This window comes from Acinetobacter brisouioides, from assembly GCF_004331075.1.
GTDB lineage: Bacteria > Pseudomonadota > Gammaproteobacteria > Pseudomonadales > Moraxellaceae > Acinetobacter.
Genome location: NZ_SJNX01000002.1, coordinates 305,882 through 320,450, shown reverse-complemented (window position 1 = coordinate 320,450; position 14,569 = coordinate 305,882). Strand labels below are relative to the sequence as shown.

Here is a 14,569-nt window from a genome sequence, read left to right as displayed (position 1 = left end):
CTTTTTACTGCTTAGGCTCACAATTATAGCGGAAAGCAAAACTTTTAGGGTGAAAAAGATATTCATAAAATAAATGTTGACATTAAATATATATGTGGTCGAAATAAACTAAATCTTGAGGAATTCAGCTAAACTATGGTCTAAACATGAAAGTAAAGGAGCATTGAATGTCACGTAAAAAAGAGGTCATGAGAGGGAGTTTTATCAAATACGATGCCGTCGTGCTTGGCTCAGGCCCTGCGGGTGAAGGCTCTGCAATGAAACTTGCCAAATCTGGCAAGCGCGTTGCGATTGTTGAAATGCGTGATCAGCTAGGTGGTAACTGTGCCCATGTTGGAACAATTCCAAGTAAAGCATTACGTCAGACAGTATCGAGCATTATCCGTTATCAACGTGATCCGATGTTTCAAAAAGTAGGTGAATGGAAAAAATTTACCATGAAACAGGTGCTCAGTCATGCTCACCGTGTGATTCAGCAGCAGGTTGCAACCCACTCTCGTTTTTATGACCGCAATAACATCGATGTTTTTCATGGTCGCGCTTATGTTCAGGACAGAAACACCCTCTTGGTTTTCACTCCAGAAGGGATTAAAGAAACCATTGTTTTTAACGAATTGGTCATTGCAACAGGTAGCCGTCCATACCAGCCACAAGGTCTAGATTTTAACCATCCTCGTGTTTTCGATTCAGACAAAATTCTTGATCTGGATTACACCATTAATAAAATCATTATTTATGGCGCAGGGGTGATTGGTTGTGAATATGCTTCTATTTTCATTGGTTTGAACCATAAAGTTGATCTGATCAATACCCAACCCAAATTACTCAGCTACTTAGATGCTGAAATTTCAGATGCCTTGTCTTATCACTTACGTGAACAAGGGGTTTTGATTCGCCATAACGAACAAATGGATCATTTGGAAACATTTGATGATCACATCGTATTGCATTTGAAAAGTGGTAAAAAAATCAAAGCTGATGCGATTTTGTGGTGTAACGGACGTTCAGGCAATACCGATGGCTTAGGTTTGGAAAATGTCGGCTTGACCCCAAATAGCCGCGGTCAGTTGACTGTCAACGAAAAATATCAGACTGAAGTTGAAAACATTTTTGCAGCAGGTGACGTGGTGGGTTGGCCATCGCTTGCTTCGGCAGCTTATGACCAAGGGCGCTGTGCGGGCGCGAACATGAGCGGCGAAGAAAATGTAAAACCTGTAACTGATATTCCAACAGGAATTTATACCATTCCAGAAATTTCTTGCTTTGGTAAAACTGAGCAGCAATTGACTGAGGAAAAAGTTCCATATGAAGTAGGGCAGTCATCATTCCGTCACTTGGCGCGTGCGCAAATTACAGGTGATACAGTTGGTGAGTTAAAAGTTTTGTTCCATCGTGATACCTTGGAAATTTTAGGGATTCATTGCTTTGGGAACAATGCCTCTGAAATTATCCATATTGGACAGGCGATTATGCAAAGCCCGAACAATACGTTGAAATATTTTATTGAAACGACATTTAACTATCCGACCATGGCTGAAGCCTATCGCGTTGCAGCATTGAATGGTTTAAACCGTTTATTCTAATCGGTTGCGTTAAGAAGTAGGGGAACAGGAGTTTCCCTGCTTATTTTCTATTGAACAACATGTGGCATTAGGACTCGGTGTTTTCATTTGCTGTTCAATATAATCTTGTGTTTCGCCATAGCAACGATACTGATTTTTTCCTTCGTGCTTAGCAATATAAAGCGCCAGATCAGCTTGCACGATAAGATCATTGAAATTTTGGCTGGTCATATGTGGGCATAAACTGGATACCCCAATACTGTAAGTAATGTTAATCGTAACATCATCATGGCAAATACGGGTTTTTGATGATTGCTGCATTAAGCCTTGTGCCAGTTGATGAATTTCAGTGCCTGAACGACAAACCTTAATAAAAACAAATTCTTCTCCGCCATAGCGCGCAAAAAAACCATTCACCTTTTGACTATAGCTGTCCAATGCATCTGCAACCAGCATTAGACAAATATCGCCAAACGGGTGTCCATAGGTATCGTTGATATTTTTAAAGTTATCAATATCAATCATCATCCATGCAAGGCATTGCTGCTGAGCTTTGGTTTGATCCCATAATATGCTGAGCTGTTTGTCTGCATGTAATCGATTGGGCTTTTGAGTTAGAAAATCGGTAAAAGCCATATTTTCCAGAGTAATAGACTTTTGCTTAAAATAGGAAAAAGTAATGAGTGCCTGCCAGTAATCTCGACACTTAAGTTGAGATGAGCGAATAATATACAAAATATTGAGGCTTGCTAAAGGTAAGAACACCAGATTTTCTGAAGAATTCTCCACCAATACAGCCGTTAATGCAGGCAAAATCATGGCAAGTGGAACCATAATCTTATAGATAGGGTCAATAGTTAACAGTAATGATGTTGCTGTGCATAACACCGCAGTAATAATAATAAAGGGAACAGTAATTGTGTAATTAATATGAAGATAAATACACCACGAACAAATTGAGCCAAGCATTAAACAGGGGATAATAATTAATATGGCAAGAAATAAACGTGCACGATGAAAATTATTTTCTAAAAGTCGACTAAAACGATAGTGTAAAATGATGTGAAAGATGAGTATGGTCAGGAAGAAAAATGAAATACTATAAAATGTTTCCTGAATAAAAACATTATTTTGATTATTTAAGGCGATAATTAGCCAGCAAGGTAAGTAAATGAACGCACTGATAAAAGCACGGCGCTCTAATTCTTGCATTGCACTAATGATGATTTCATTGTTACATTCAGGGAGATTGAACATAGATATTATTTCTATAGCTTAAACCACTACACAACTGCTATTGTACAAAAATAATGCCGTAAATGAGAGTTTTTTTAATCGTGGATAAATTATTTTTTATTTAAAATCTGATGAGTATCAATAATAAAATCTTATCACCATTTAAATTTTAAATCATCTATTATGTGAGGTTTAAAATAATTTCTTTATTTTAATTTATTAATCGATTAAAAAAAATTACCATTTGGTTGAATATCATGGTTTTAATTGGTGTCTTGCATCATTGTTTATATTCTCTCTGTTTTCTTCTCAAGCAAACTGTCGTGTATTTTAATAAAACGCAAGACAAATAAAAATGAGTTTATAAACAACGTCTAATGTTGAAAGTTGGCGTAATTTTAGCACTATAAAATAGCAGATGAAATGAAGTTAAATATATGAGTCATATACAAAATACTTTAATTACAAAACTAAAGCGACCTGAACATTGGTATGCCTGTTTAGAATTAAAATTTTCTGCACAAGAGCAACGAACCGTTTTAGTGCATAGAAAACACTATGGCCCACTTAGAGTGCAAAAGATGTTATGGCCAGAAAAAACAGGCGTTTGTCATAGCATTATTGTGCATCCACCTGCGGGTATTGCGGGGGGTGATCATCTAACTTTTGACGTTGAAGTACAAGTACGAGCACATGCTTTGCTGACAACTCCTGGTGCAGGAAAGTGGTATAAAACCAATACGAAACAAGCCTTTCAGCATATTCATTTACAGGTAGATGATCACGCAACCTTGGAATGGTTGCCTCAAGAAACCATGCTTTTTAATGGTGCGAATGCTTATTCAGAAACGCACATTCATCTGGCACAGTCGGCAAATTTTATCGGTTGGGACATGTTGGTACTCGGGCGTCAGGCACGTCAGGAAAGCTTTTCAACTGGGCAGTACCATAATCAGCTGCGTTTATGGCGCGCAGGGAAATTATTGCTTGCAGATACCTTGCAGTTTCAAGGCAATGACCGCTGGTTAAGCTCGTGTTTGGGCATGAACCGACAAGCGGTACTTGGAAATTTGTGGGCGGTTGCGCCTGAACAGTTTCGTGCAGCTGTGATTTTAGAAGAACAGATTGAGCTGATTCGTGAACTGATGATGCGTATGCAAGTACCTGTCACATTAACTCTGTTGAATGATGTCGTCAGTGCGCGTTATCTAGGACAAGATGCACGGCAATGTCATGATGCCTTTGCGGCAATTCGGGCACGTTTACGTCGCTATTGGTTTGATCTGGATGAAGAATTTCCACGCATCTGGCGGACTTAAATTACGTCATATTGCTTATTTTCAAAACATCCAATTTGGTTAAGCTGTGTTTTAGCACATATTTTGCTTATTTAAAGGCAAATAAATCAGGAAAGAGATATGGAACTCAATCCCACAGAAAAAGATAAGTTACTCATTTTTACGGCTGGATTGCTGGCAGAGCGTCGTAAGGCACGTGGTTTGAAACTGAATTACCCTGAAGCGATTGCTTATATTTCAGCAGCTTTGCTGGAAGGCGCGCGCGATGGCATGAGCGTTGCGGAACTGATGCATTATGGAACGACCTTGCTGAGCCGCGACGATGTCATGGAGGGTATCGCAGAGATGATTGCCGAAGTGCAAGTTGAAGCGACTTTTCCCGATGGTTCAAAACTGGTTACCGTTCATCAACCAATTGTTTAAACAGGAGAATAGACATGATTCCTGGTGAAGTACTGACCTCGGGGACAGACATTGAACTCAATACAGGACGTACCACTTTAAAGATCTCAGTGAGTAATCTGGGGGATCGTCCAATTCAAGTCGGTTCACATTTTCATTTTTATGAAGCCAATGATGCCTTGCAGTTTGACCGTGAAGCCAGCAAGGGCTTTCGCTTGAATATTGCTGCGGGTACAGCCGTACGTTTTGAACCAGGGCAACGTCGTGACGTCGAATTGGTGGCTTTAGCAGGTAAGCGAGAAGTGTATGGCTTTGCTGGGCGTGTTATGGGTAAATTGGATTAACTATATGCAAATTCGTCAGACAACGCTTCGTGATATTCCCGCTATTCAAAGTTTGATTCAGCCCTATTTGGTAGATTTTGTGGTGGATGAATCTGGTTTGGCTCATTTTAGTGAGCAAGTCGTAACGGACTTTATCAATCATCCAGAGGTACATTCTTTTGTTGCAGAGCAGTCTCAGCAAATTTTAGGGGTGATTGCCTACCGGGAACCTGCACATCTGTTGCATTTTTTTGTGGATCAGCGCCATCAGTTACAGGGCATCGGTCGGCAGTTATGGCAATGGGCAGAGCAGCATGCTTTGCAGCAGTCGATTCAGGAATTTACAGTCAATTCGAGTTGTGCTGCGCAAGACGTGTATCGTCGCTTTGGCTTTGAAACTACAAAAGATGTTACCGAATCACATGGACTGCGCTTTATTCCAATGAAAAAGACTTATCCCGCAACATAATAAAATTAGGGTGCAAATCATGAAAATGTCACGTCGTGCGTATGCTGAAATGTTCGGCCCTACGGTGGGGGATCGTGTTCGTTTAGCCGATACCGAGCTGTTTATTGAAGTGGAACAAGATTTCACGACCTATGGTGAAGAAGTCAAATTTGGTGGTGGTAAAGTCATCCGAGATGGTATGGGGCAATCTCAATTACTTGCCGATGACGTGGCGGACACCGTGATTACCAATGCCTTGATTGTGGATTGGTGGGGTATTGTTAAAGCCGATGTGGGGCTGAAAAATGGGCGCATCTGGAAAATTGGCAAGGCAGGCAATCCTGACATTCAGCCGAATATTACGATTCCACTCGGTGCAGCCACTGAAGTGATTGCAGGCGAAGGGCAGATTTTGACTGCAGGGGGAGTCGATACCCATATTCACTGGATTTGCCCGCAGCAAGTAGAAACTGCACTGATGTCTGGCGTGACCACTATGGTGGGTGGTGGAACAGGACCTGCCGCAGGTACATCGGCAACGACTGTGACCCCTGGTCCTTGGCATATTGGCACCATGCTACAAGCCATTGATGATCTGCCAATGAATATCGGGTTACTTGGTAAAGGGAATTTGAGCCTGCCTGCCCCGATTCGTGAGCAGATTCAAGCAGGAGTAATCGGGCTGAAACTGCATGAGGACTGGGGTTCAACGCCTGCAGCCATTGATAACTGTTTAAGCGTTGCCGATGAATACGATGTGCAAGTGGCGATTCATACCGATACCTTAAATGAAGGTGGCTTTTTGGAAGAAACTCTTGCGGCATTTAAAGGGCGTACCATTCATACCTACCATACCGAAGGCGCAGGTGGTGGACACGCACCTGATATTTTAAAAGCCATTGGGCAAAGTAATGTCTTGCCATCGTCAACCAACCCAACCCGTCCATATACCATCAATACCATTGATGAACATTTAGATATGCTGATGGTGTGTCATCACCTTGACCCTGCTATTGCGGAAGATGTGGCATTTGCTGAAAGCCGTATTCGCCGTGAAACCATTGCTGCCGAAGATATTTTGCAGGATATGGGCGCGATTGCCATGATGTCTTCGGATTCGCAAGCTATGGGGCGGGTCGGTGAGGTGATTATTCGCACATGGCAAACTGCACATAAAATGAAACTGCAGCGTGGCAGTCTGGAAGGTGACAATGCCCAGCACGATAACAACCGTGTGAAACGTTATATTGCCAAATATACGATTAACCCAGCGATTACGCATGGTTTAAGCCATGAAATTGGTTCGGTCGAAGAAGGTAAACTGGCAGATCTGGTGTTGTGGAAGCCTGCCTTTTTTGGGGTGAAACCATCCATGATCATTAAAGGTGGCATGATTGCCGCTGCGCCAATGGGCGATATTAATGCCTCAATTCCAACACCGCAGCCTGTGCATTATCGTCTGATGTTTGGCGCGTTTCCACGCAGTGTACATCGTACCTGCCTGACTTTCTTACCACAGGTGGCGATTGATGCTGGTGTGGCTGAGCAGTTAGAACTGAAAAAAATGATTAGTCCATGTAAAAACACTCGCAATATCAGCAAGCAGGACATGAAACATAACAGTTATTGCCCAGTGATGGATGTGCATCCTGAAACTTATGAAGTACGTGCCGATGGTGAGTTACTCACCTGTGAGCCTGCGGATGTGCTGCCGATGGCACAGCGTTACTTCTTATTTTAAAAAAGGTTTTATAAAAAACCTTTGCAATATTGTGCAAGAACAAAAGCCATGAAAGTGAGTATGACGATATGAAAATTTATACCCAACGTCTTGACAATATCGCAGCAGAACAGCCTTTTGAAGTGGTAGAACTCAGCTTTGATACGCGCCAGAAATCACGTTTTCGTGCCACATTAAACAGTGGAATAGACATTGGTGCAGACTTGCCACGCACAGGCATTTTACGTAGTGGTTCATTTATTGCGACAGCACAGGGTGAGATTTTACGTGTCGATGCCAAAGCTGAACGCCTGATGTGTGTGACTGCACCCACTCAGTTCGATCTACTTAAAGCTGCTTATCATTTAGGTAATCGTCATGTGCCATTGATGCTGACAACTACAGCATTGTATTTCGAGCCTGACCATGTCTTGGCTGAAATGGTGGAAGGTCTAGGTTTGGCAGTGAATGAAGTTGAACATCCGTTTGAACCCGAAAGTGGCGCTTATGCACAGCATAGCCATGATCATCGTTTAAGCCCGATTAAGGCTTTGCATCATGTCCATCACTAATGCAGCGCAACTGCTGAAATTATTGACCCTGTCTTCGACTGCGCTGCCAGTTGGTGCGTACTGTTATTCGCAAGGTGTGGAAAGTGCAATTCAGATTGGACTGATTCAGGATGAAGCCAGTAGTAAGGCTTATTTTGAAGAAGTACTGGAAATGCTGCTGGTACGTTTTGAACTACCGATGTTACAACGTTTGATGCAGAGTTATGCAGACACGGAACAGTTTGAGGCATGGGCAGAAATATACCGAGCTAGTCGAGAGAGCAAAGAATTTTTGGCGGAGTCACAGCAACTGGCATTTTCCTTAAATGCATGGATTAAAGATGTGCTGCAAATTCCAGTGCAAGTCAAAAAACAGTTTGGTTTTGTGCCTGTGTATGCGCAGTTGTGTGGACGTTTAGAGCTTGAGCTGGCAGATGTTTTGACAGCGTACACGTTTACAGTGCTGGAAAATCAGGTGTTAGCTGCCGTGAAAACCGTGCCACTTGGACAGATTGCTGGGCAACGGATTTTATGGCATGTCCATGGCTTGATTCCTGATGCCATACAGCGTGCGATGCAATTACAAGATCATGACATCAGTAGTGCCTTGCCGAACTATGCCATGCTGAGTATGCAGCATGAAACCCAGTATTCACGATTATTTAGATCATAAAACAGATTTTCTTGTTCAGTGCGAGAGTCATAAATTTAGAAGGAAATAACAATGTCAGAACGTAGCCCATTGCGTGTTGGAATTGGTGGTCCAGTAGGATCAGGTAAAACCGCTTTAACTTTAAATCTATGCCGTGCCTTACGTGATAAATACAATATGGCGGTTGTGACCAATGATATTTACACCAAAGAAGACTCTAACTTTTTAACCCGTAATGAAGCCATGAACCCTGAGCGTATTGTCGGGGTAGAAACGGGTGGTTGCCCACATACCGCGATTCGTGAAGACGCTTCGATTAACCTCGCAGCAATTGATGACTTGTGTGAAAAATTCGATGGCTTAGAATTGATTATTATTGAAAGTGGCGGGGATAACTTAGCTGCAACCTTTAGTCCAGAATTGTCTGACCTTACGCTATATGTGATTGATGTTGCTGGTGGTGAGAAAATTCCGCGTAAAGGTGGGCCAGGCATTACTAAGTCAGACTTGCTGATTATCAATAAAACAGATTTGGCACCGATGGTGGGTGCAAATTTAGACGTGATGGAGCAAGATGCCAAACGCATGCGTGGTGATAAACCATTTCTATTTTCCAATATGAAAACTCAAGATGGTTTAACCGAGATTATTAGTTTTATTGAAAAACAAGGTTTATTTAAATCATAAGAAGAATGGCATGAAAACTGTAAAAACATTGAGCAGTGCTTTCATTCTCAGTGTTTTTCCTGTGCTGGCAATGGCACATTCAGGGCATGAATTTCCACAGCTCGGTTTTTTAAGTGGTTTTGTGCATCCATTTACTGGACTAGATCACATGTTCATGGCAACAGGTTTTAGGCGTATTGCTTTGGAAAAGTAAGCACCAGTGGCAAATGTCAGGTGTCTTTGGCTTAATCGCAGCCTTGCTGATGTGCTTGGTGACTTTAAATGGCTGTATGGTGCCACACTCACATGCAGTATTACCCAGACAGCTCAATCTTGTATCTGAACCGTTCAAGCCGAAACTTTTACATGTTGACAATAGTTTTCATGACGATGATGGACGTGAGCATGAACCACAACATACACGACGTGAACCAGTTTATGCGGAAGATTTACGCCGTGATGACCCATCTGATCAGGAGGAAACTATTGAACTGTTATGAAAGCTGTTTTTGGAATAAACCAGCCTGAACCTGACCTGCTTTGGTTTGTTTCAGGAGCTGCCATGTGACAGGTAATTTTAGACTGTTCAGCGCTCGATCAGCTTCAACATAAATCAATCCTTGATTTTTTAGATGCAAATCAGCAAGTTCTGCCAAGTTTTGCCACAAATCTAGGCTATACGGCGGGTCTAGAAAAATTAGATCAAATTCTTGATTTAGCTTTGGTAAAACATTTTCTGCTGTACTGTTATAAAGTTGACAATTTTCAGCTTTGAGCAACTGGATGTTGTCTTTGAGAAATTTGGCTTGGCTGCGATCAGGCTCAATCATCACCACTTGCGCTGCGCCACGTGACAGGGCTTCAAACCCGAGTGCTCCTGAGCCCGTGCAAACATCTAGCACGACTGCATTTTGAATATCCCACATCAACCAGTTAAACAAGGTTTCACGCACACGGTCTGGGGTGGGGCGTAAACCCTCAATCGAAGCAAAACTCAATTGACGTCGTTTCCACTGTCCACCAATAATACGTAACTGATTTTTCATGCTTATTCCGTAATATCTACTGGTTGTGTAGCTGCCGCAGGTTTAGGTTTTTGCTCTTGTTGCGGTTTTTGTTTTTTTGGAATCGCATTTGGGTCAGCCTGTAAAATGCTTTGCCCACTTGGCAATTGGCTTGGCTGAATTCCCGCGGTCATCAGGCTACCTGTAATTTGATGTGTCGTTGGGCGAAGCGGGTTGGTTTTGCGTTGTACCATCCAGTAATCAAACACAGGGCGTGCCAATTGTGCTGCTGCACCCCCGTGCCGACCATTTTCCAAAATGACTGCGATTGCAATTTGTGGGTTGTCCGCTGGTGCAAAGCCCACAAATAAACCATGGTCAAGCTGACGGTCAGTCAGTGAAGCTTCATTATATTTTTTACCTTGTGCAATACTTTTAACCTGTGCTGTCCCTGTTTTACCTGCAATTTGATATGCATTGGTACGAATACCACGTCCTGTACCTGAGTTAATTACATTGACCATGGCATCACGCATTTTCCCCCAGTCCTCATCAGTTCCTTTAAATTGTACGCGACCATCAGGAGCATTACGCACGGGGAACGGTTTTGCACCGCGAGTATTGCTGACCACATGCGGGATAAGGTGAAAACCGTGATTGGAGACAATCGAGGTTGCCATTGCCAACTGAATTGGCGTTGCGGTAAATGCCCCTTGCCCAATACTCACCGAAATAGTTTCACCCTTGAGCCATTTCGCCTTACGGGTGCGCAGTTTCCACTCTGGGTTTGGGTATAGACCAGTACTTTCATTGGGCAGGTCAACGCCTGTTTTTTCCCCAAAACCAAACTGGCGCATCCATGAATTCATGCGGTCAATACCCATCTGGCTCGACAGGATATAAAAATAAGTGTCACACGATTCTTGAATGGCTTTGTTTAGATCGACAACACCGTGTCCATTTTTCTTCCAGTCACGGAATTTATGTGAGTCACCAGGTAAATGGAAATAACCTGGGTCATTAATGGCAGTTGACCAGTCAATCACACCATAATTAATCCCACCTAAACCTTCAACAGGTTTAATGGTTGAACCAGGCGGATAAACCCCCTGTAAAGAACGGTTATAAAGAGGCTGATCAAGGTTGTCACGCAGGGCAACATAATCTTTTGAACTGATCCCTGATACGAACAAATTGGGGTTGAAGCTCGGGCTAGACACCATTGCCAAAATTTCCCCAGTATGCGGATCCATCGCCACGATTGCGCCACGGCGACCTGCCAGTTGCTCAGAAGCAACCATTTGCAGACCATAATCAATCGACAAATACAGGTCATTACCACGAACAGGGTCTTTACGTCCTAAATGGCGCAGGACATTACCGTGTGCATCGGCTTCAACCGATTCATTGCCCGGAATACCATGCAGTAAATCTTCATAAGATTTTTCAATCCCGATTTTACCGATCAGGTTGGTGCCTGCGTAGACATCTTTGTTGATGTTTTTTAGTTCTCGGTCGTTAATTCGTCCGACATAGCCAATCACATGCGCAAACAGTTCTCCATACGGATAGTAGCGTGTCATTTGCGTTTCAATATTTACGCCAGGAAACTGGTATTTAACCTCGCTGAATTTCGCAATTTCAGTCTCATTCAGATTTAGTTTTAGCGCCACCCGTTCAGTTTTTTTGGCAGTTTTAATCCGGCTGTCAAAGCGTTCAATATCGTCTTGATTCAGGTTCAAAATTGGAATCAGTTGTTTGACTGTACCATCAATGTCTTCAATATCGGCTTTACTGAGTGTTGCAGTAAAAACGGGGTAGTTGTCAGCAAGCAAAATACCGTTGCGGTCATAAATATAACCACGTGCAGGAGGAAGCGGTTGTAAGCGAATTCGATTATTGTCAGAAGCAGTCTGAAATTCTTGGTAATGAAAAATCTGCAAATAAATATAACGGGCAATCAACGTCCCGAAGCATAAAAACACCAAACCTATGGCGATGAAAATGCGACTACGAAAAAGGCGTTTTTCTTCTTGAACATTCTTTAAGGGAAGATGCTGCTTCATATTCGTGTCGTCAATGAGCCATGGGAGAATAAAGGCGGATTATTTTAACTCAACATGAGAATGAAAGTCGCAAGTATTTTACTCATTCTGTGTAAAACTTGTAGTTTGGCTGATTTGACAGCAATTTTTTGCTCAATGTTGCTACAGTGAATAGTGAAAATCTGCTACAGTGCAGCACAGAACAACATTAAAAAATCATCCTTGTAAAGCAGTCAAATCTCAGTCTTACAAATTTGGTATATTTTAAGCAATTGTATTCGTTCAAAATAGCCTTTCTCTATTGAACACCTGAAGTTATAGCGTACGAGAGCATTCATGTTCGAATTTATTAGTCATTTGTGGCAAGTTTTTATGCATCGTCCGGATCACTGGGCGATAATAAGTATTATCCCGGTGACTGCATTTGTAACATGGGCACATGTATGGATGGCATTGAAAATGGTGTTCTATCCAATCCAGTTTTGGGGTTTCCATATTGGCAATCTGCCAGTGGGCTGGCAGGGTATTGTGCCACGTAAAGCTGGACGTATTTCAGGAATTATTACTGATAATACCCTCAGGAAAATTGGTTCTCTGAGTGAGTTTCTTGAGGCGATGGACCCTGAAGAAATGGCAAAGGTCATTGGGGAACAGGTCAACCACGAACTGGAAAACCTAATTGACGAAATTATGCTTGAGCGTAATCCTGTGCTTTGGGAAAATATTCCTTATTCAATTCGCCGCCGTATTTATGATCAGGCGCATAAACAGTTACCTGCCGTACTTGAGCATTTGGTCACTGAATTGACCTACAAGGTTGAATCGCTGGTAGATATGCGAGAAATGGTGGTTCGCCAAATGGAAGCGGATCGCAAACTTATGGTGCGGATGTTTCTTAAAGTCGGACAAAAAGAGATTAATTTTATCTGGCATATTAGTGCACTGATTGGCTGTGTCTTTGGTCTATTTCAGATGATTGTCTGGTTTTTAGTGCCTTGGCATTGGACCGTTCCTTTTTGGGCCTCGATTTGGGGTTTTCTGACCAACTGGATTGCAATCTGGATGGTCTTTAATCCGATGTATCCGCACTATGTTCGCTACCCCCAGTTTTTTAGACGTACCCAGAACCACCAGTTTCCTTGGATTGTGCCTGTAATTCCTCGTATTGGCACGTATAACATTCAGGGTGCTTTTATGAAGCGTCAAGAGGAAGTATCCGACGTCTTTGCTAAAGTGGTGACTGAAGAGTTAATTACTTTAAAAACCATCATGAGCGAAATGATGTATGGTCATCACAAGGAAAAAACTCGACGTATTGTCAAACAGCATGTTAATCAGATCATGGATACGCCACTGGTACGTACTACATTACAATTGTCTTTAGGACTAAGAGAGTACGCGAAGTTAAAAACAGACTTGATTGACCGCTCAATTGAAATTACGATGGTACCTGTAAGCGATCCCGCATTTAATGCGAGTCGTGCACGCAAAATATTTCAAATGTTTCGAGACCGTATTCGTGAGTTAACTCCAAACGAATTTCAAAATTTGTTACGTCCCGCGTTTAAAGAGGATGAGTGGATTTTGATTGTATTGGGGGGGGTGACTGGCTTTATTGCTGGTACAATACATTTGTTTGTTGCTTTTTTATAATACTTAGCACTTTCAGAAGGTTAAACTTTCTGGACGGGTTAAGACTGTTTTTATTTTAGATGAGGATTTATTAGATGCGCATTATCTTACTCGGACCACCTGGCGCAGGTAAAGGTACTCAAGCTCAGCTGATCTGTAAGCGCTATGATATCCCACAAATTTCAACTGGTGATATGCTCCGTGCCGCAATTCGTGAAGGAACCGAATTAGGGTTGAAAGCGAAAAGTGTAATGGAATCTGGTGGTTTGGTTTCTGACGATTTAATTATCGGCTTAGTCAAAGAGCGTATTGCCCAACCTGATTGTGTCAATGGCTGTATTTTCGATGGTTTCCCTCGTACTATTCCTCAAGCAGAAGCGCTAGAGAAAGAGGGCATTAACATTGATCATGTTATTGAGATTGATGTTCCAGACGAAGAAATCGTAAAACGTCTTTCTGGTCGTCGTCAGCATCCTGCGTCTGGGCGTGTTTATCACGTCGTTTATAACCCACCAAAAGTGGAAGGTAAAGACGATGAAACAGGTGAAGAGCTTGTGCAACGTCCAGATGACCAAGAAGAAACCATTCGTAAGCGTTTAGCTTCATATCATACTGAAACTGAACAATTGGTTGGTTTTTACCAAGGTCGTGCGGCTTCTGGTGATAACGCGCCAAGCTACGACAAATTAAACGGCTTACGTCCGATTGATAACGTGCAAGCTGATTTGTTCGCGATTTTAGATCAAGCGAAATAATCGACTTTGACATGTGAAGAGCCCTCATTCATAGTAGGGCTCTTTTTTTATGCTGGAAAAGGCTCAATATGTTGAAATTGGCACTGATTTTACTGATTGTTTTGAGTTTAGCTGCTTTAATCTTTCTGATTTTGCAAAGCAAAAAACTGCTGAATGATACAGTGAAGCAGCATAAACCAATGCCTAAATCTCAAGATAAACCTCAGTCAACCAAACCATTGGTTCATTCTAAAAAGAAACGCTAATTGAAGCATAGCAAATGATGTGAGTTGGCC

General features: G+C 42.2%; 17 protein-coding genes. 14 read left to right on the top strand and 3 right to left on the bottom strand.

Features of this window, described 5'->3' with window-relative positions; translation table 11 throughout:
* Positions 1-167 precede the first annotated feature (167 nt).
* Entirely contained in the window at positions 168-1,583 is a 1,416-nt protein-coding gene (gene sthA, locus E0H77_RS04425; protein ID WP_131375334.1) for a Si-specific NAD(P)(+) transhydrogenase, read from the top strand.
* Positions 1,584-1,592: 9 nt separating this feature from the next.
* Here sthA and E0H77_RS04420 read toward each other — a convergent pair whose 3' ends face one another.
* Positions 1,593-2,819, bottom strand: coding sequence for a GGDEF domain-containing protein (locus E0H77_RS04420; RefSeq protein WP_131375332.1), 1,227 nt, complete (start codon positions 2,817-2,819; stop codon positions 1,593-1,595).
* Between the two features lie 416 nt (positions 2,820-3,235).
* Here E0H77_RS04420 and E0H77_RS04415 point away from each other — a divergent pair, with 416 nt between their 5' ends.
* The 10 genes from E0H77_RS04415 to E0H77_RS13835 all read left to right on the top strand — a co-directional run bounded on the left by E0H77_RS04415 (position 3,236) and on the right by E0H77_RS13835 (position 9,358).
* Complete coding sequence (locus E0H77_RS04415; protein WP_131375330.1) at positions 3,236-4,117, top strand: urease accessory protein UreD; 882 nt, start codon at positions 3,236-3,238, stop codon at positions 4,115-4,117.
* Positions 4,118-4,216: 99 nt separating this feature from the next.
* Positions 4,217-4,519 (top strand): urease subunit gamma, encoded by a 303-nt coding sequence (gene ureA, locus E0H77_RS04410; protein WP_004900122.1) that lies wholly within the window; start codon positions 4,217-4,219, stop codon positions 4,517-4,519.
* 14 nt (positions 4,520-4,533) lie between these two features.
* Complete coding sequence (locus tag E0H77_RS04405) at positions 4,534-4,842, top strand: urease subunit beta (protein ID WP_131314362.1); 309 nt, start codon at positions 4,534-4,536, stop codon at positions 4,840-4,842.
* 4 nt (positions 4,843-4,846) lie between these two features.
* Positions 4,847-5,290 (top strand): GNAT family N-acetyltransferase, encoded by a 444-nt coding sequence (locus tag E0H77_RS04400; RefSeq protein ID WP_131375328.1) that lies wholly within the window; start codon positions 4,847-4,849, stop codon positions 5,288-5,290.
* 19 nt (positions 5,291-5,309) lie between these two features.
* Positions 5,310-7,010: an urease subunit alpha gene (gene ureC, locus E0H77_RS04395; RefSeq protein WP_131375326.1), complete on the top strand. Its 1,701-nt coding sequence runs from the start codon at positions 5,310-5,312 to the stop codon at positions 7,008-7,010.
* A 68-nt stretch (positions 7,011-7,078) separates the two neighbouring features.
* Positions 7,079-7,561: an urease accessory protein UreE gene (gene ureE, locus E0H77_RS04390; protein WP_131375324.1), complete on the top strand. Its 483-nt coding sequence runs from the start codon at positions 7,079-7,081 to the stop codon at positions 7,559-7,561.
* The gene (locus E0H77_RS04385; protein ID WP_131375322.1) at positions 7,548-8,213 is read left to right on the top strand and encodes an urease accessory protein UreF; all 666 of its coding nucleotides are present in this window, start codon (positions 7,548-7,550) and stop codon (positions 8,211-8,213) included. Before ureE ends, E0H77_RS04385 begins: the two co-directional genes overlap by 14 nt.
* A 51-nt stretch (positions 8,214-8,264) precedes the next feature.
* Complete coding sequence (gene ureG / locus E0H77_RS04380; protein WP_131314353.1) at positions 8,265-8,879, top strand: urease accessory protein UreG; 615 nt, start codon at positions 8,265-8,267, stop codon at positions 8,877-8,879.
* 10 nt (positions 8,880-8,889) lie between these two features.
* A complete protein-coding gene (locus E0H77_RS13840) occupies positions 8,890-9,072 on the top strand; it encodes a HupE/UreJ family protein (RefSeq protein WP_228258291.1) in 183 nt (60 codons plus the stop codon).
* A 13-nt stretch (positions 9,073-9,085) separates the two neighbouring features.
* A complete protein-coding gene (locus E0H77_RS13835; RefSeq protein WP_228258290.1) occupies positions 9,086-9,358 on the top strand; it encodes a hypothetical protein in 273 nt (90 codons plus the stop codon).
* On the opposite strand, the gene rsmD is transcribed toward E0H77_RS13835, so the two are convergent.
* On the bottom strand, positions 9,353-9,904 hold the full coding sequence (gene rsmD / locus E0H77_RS04370) for a 16S rRNA (guanine(966)-N(2))-methyltransferase RsmD (RefSeq protein WP_131375320.1): 552 nt from the start codon (positions 9,902-9,904) through the stop codon (positions 9,353-9,355). The genes E0H77_RS13835 and rsmD overlap by 6 nt on opposite strands.
* A 2-nt stretch (positions 9,905-9,906) precedes the next feature.
* Entirely contained in the window at positions 9,907-11,928 is a 2,022-nt protein-coding gene (gene mrdA, locus E0H77_RS04365) for a penicillin-binding protein 2 (protein WP_131375318.1), read from the bottom strand.
* A 315-nt stretch (positions 11,929-12,243) separates the two neighbouring features.
* On the opposite strand from mrdA, the gene E0H77_RS04360 reads away from it, so the two are divergent.
* The 3 genes from E0H77_RS04360 (at position 12,244) to E0H77_RS13740 (ending at position 14,539) form a co-directional block, all read left to right on the top strand.
* Complete coding sequence (locus E0H77_RS04360; protein WP_131375316.1) at positions 12,244-13,560, top strand: DUF445 domain-containing protein; 1,317 nt, start codon at positions 12,244-12,246, stop codon at positions 13,558-13,560.
* A 74-nt stretch (positions 13,561-13,634) separates the two neighbouring features.
* Positions 13,635-14,294: an adenylate kinase gene (adk, locus tag E0H77_RS04355; protein WP_004900163.1), complete on the top strand. Its 660-nt coding sequence runs from the start codon at positions 13,635-13,637 to the stop codon at positions 14,292-14,294.
* 68 nt (positions 14,295-14,362) lie between these two features.
* Positions 14,363-14,539: a hypothetical protein gene (locus E0H77_RS13740; RefSeq protein ID WP_165491491.1), complete on the top strand. Its 177-nt coding sequence runs from the start codon at positions 14,363-14,365 to the stop codon at positions 14,537-14,539.
* Positions 14,540-14,569: the final 30 nt, after the last annotated feature.

Bases quoted from the DNA above. Each gene is read 5' to 3' on its own strand.
- rsmD (WP_131375320.1), bottom strand. From the start codon at position 9,904: ATGAAAAATCAGTTACGTATTATTGGTGGACAGTGGAAACGACGTCAA.
- ureG (WP_131314353.1), top strand. From the start codon at position 8,265: ATGTCAGAACGTAGCCCATTGCGTGTTGGAATTGGTGGTCCAGTAGGA.
- E0H77_RS04360 (WP_131375316.1), top strand. From the start codon at position 12,244: ATGTTCGAATTTATTAGTCATTTGTGGCAAGTTTTTATGCATCGTCCG.
- ureE (WP_131375324.1), top strand. From the start codon at position 7,079: ATGAAAATTTATACCCAACGTCTTGACAATATCGCAGCAGAACAGCCT.
- E0H77_RS04415 (WP_131375330.1), top strand. From the start codon at position 3,236: ATGAGTCATATACAAAATACTTTAATTACAAAACTAAAGCGACCTGAA.
- E0H77_RS04400 (WP_131375328.1), top strand. From the start codon at position 4,847: ATGCAAATTCGTCAGACAACGCTTCGTGATATTCCCGCTATTCAAAGT.
- ureC (WP_131375326.1), top strand. From the start codon at position 5,310: ATGAAAATGTCACGTCGTGCGTATGCTGAAATGTTCGGCCCTACGGTG.
- adk (WP_004900163.1), top strand. From the start codon at position 13,635: ATGCGCATTATCTTACTCGGACCACCTGGCGCAGGTAAAGGTACTCAA.
- mrdA (WP_131375318.1), bottom strand. From the start codon at position 11,928: ATGAAGCAGCATCTTCCCTTAAAGAATGTTCAAGAAGAAAAACGCCTT.
- E0H77_RS13840 (WP_228258291.1), top strand. From the start codon at position 8,890: ATGAAAACTGTAAAAACATTGAGCAGTGCTTTCATTCTCAGTGTTTTT.
- E0H77_RS13740 (WP_165491491.1), top strand. From the start codon at position 14,363: ATGTTGAAATTGGCACTGATTTTACTGATTGTTTTGAGTTTAGCTGCT.
- E0H77_RS04405 (WP_131314362.1), top strand. From the start codon at position 4,534: ATGATTCCTGGTGAAGTACTGACCTCGGGGACAGACATTGAACTCAAT.
- ureA (WP_004900122.1), top strand. From the start codon at position 4,217: ATGGAACTCAATCCCACAGAAAAAGATAAGTTACTCATTTTTACGGCT.
- E0H77_RS13835 (WP_228258290.1), top strand. From the start codon at position 9,086: ATGTCAGGTGTCTTTGGCTTAATCGCAGCCTTGCTGATGTGCTTGGTG.
- sthA (WP_131375334.1), top strand. From the start codon at position 168: ATGTCACGTAAAAAAGAGGTCATGAGAGGGAGTTTTATCAAATACGAT.
- E0H77_RS04385 (WP_131375322.1), top strand. From the start codon at position 7,548: ATGTCCATCACTAATGCAGCGCAACTGCTGAAATTATTGACCCTGTCT.
- E0H77_RS04420 (WP_131375332.1), bottom strand. From the start codon at position 2,819: ATGTTCAATCTCCCTGAATGTAACAATGAAATCATCATTAGTGCAATG.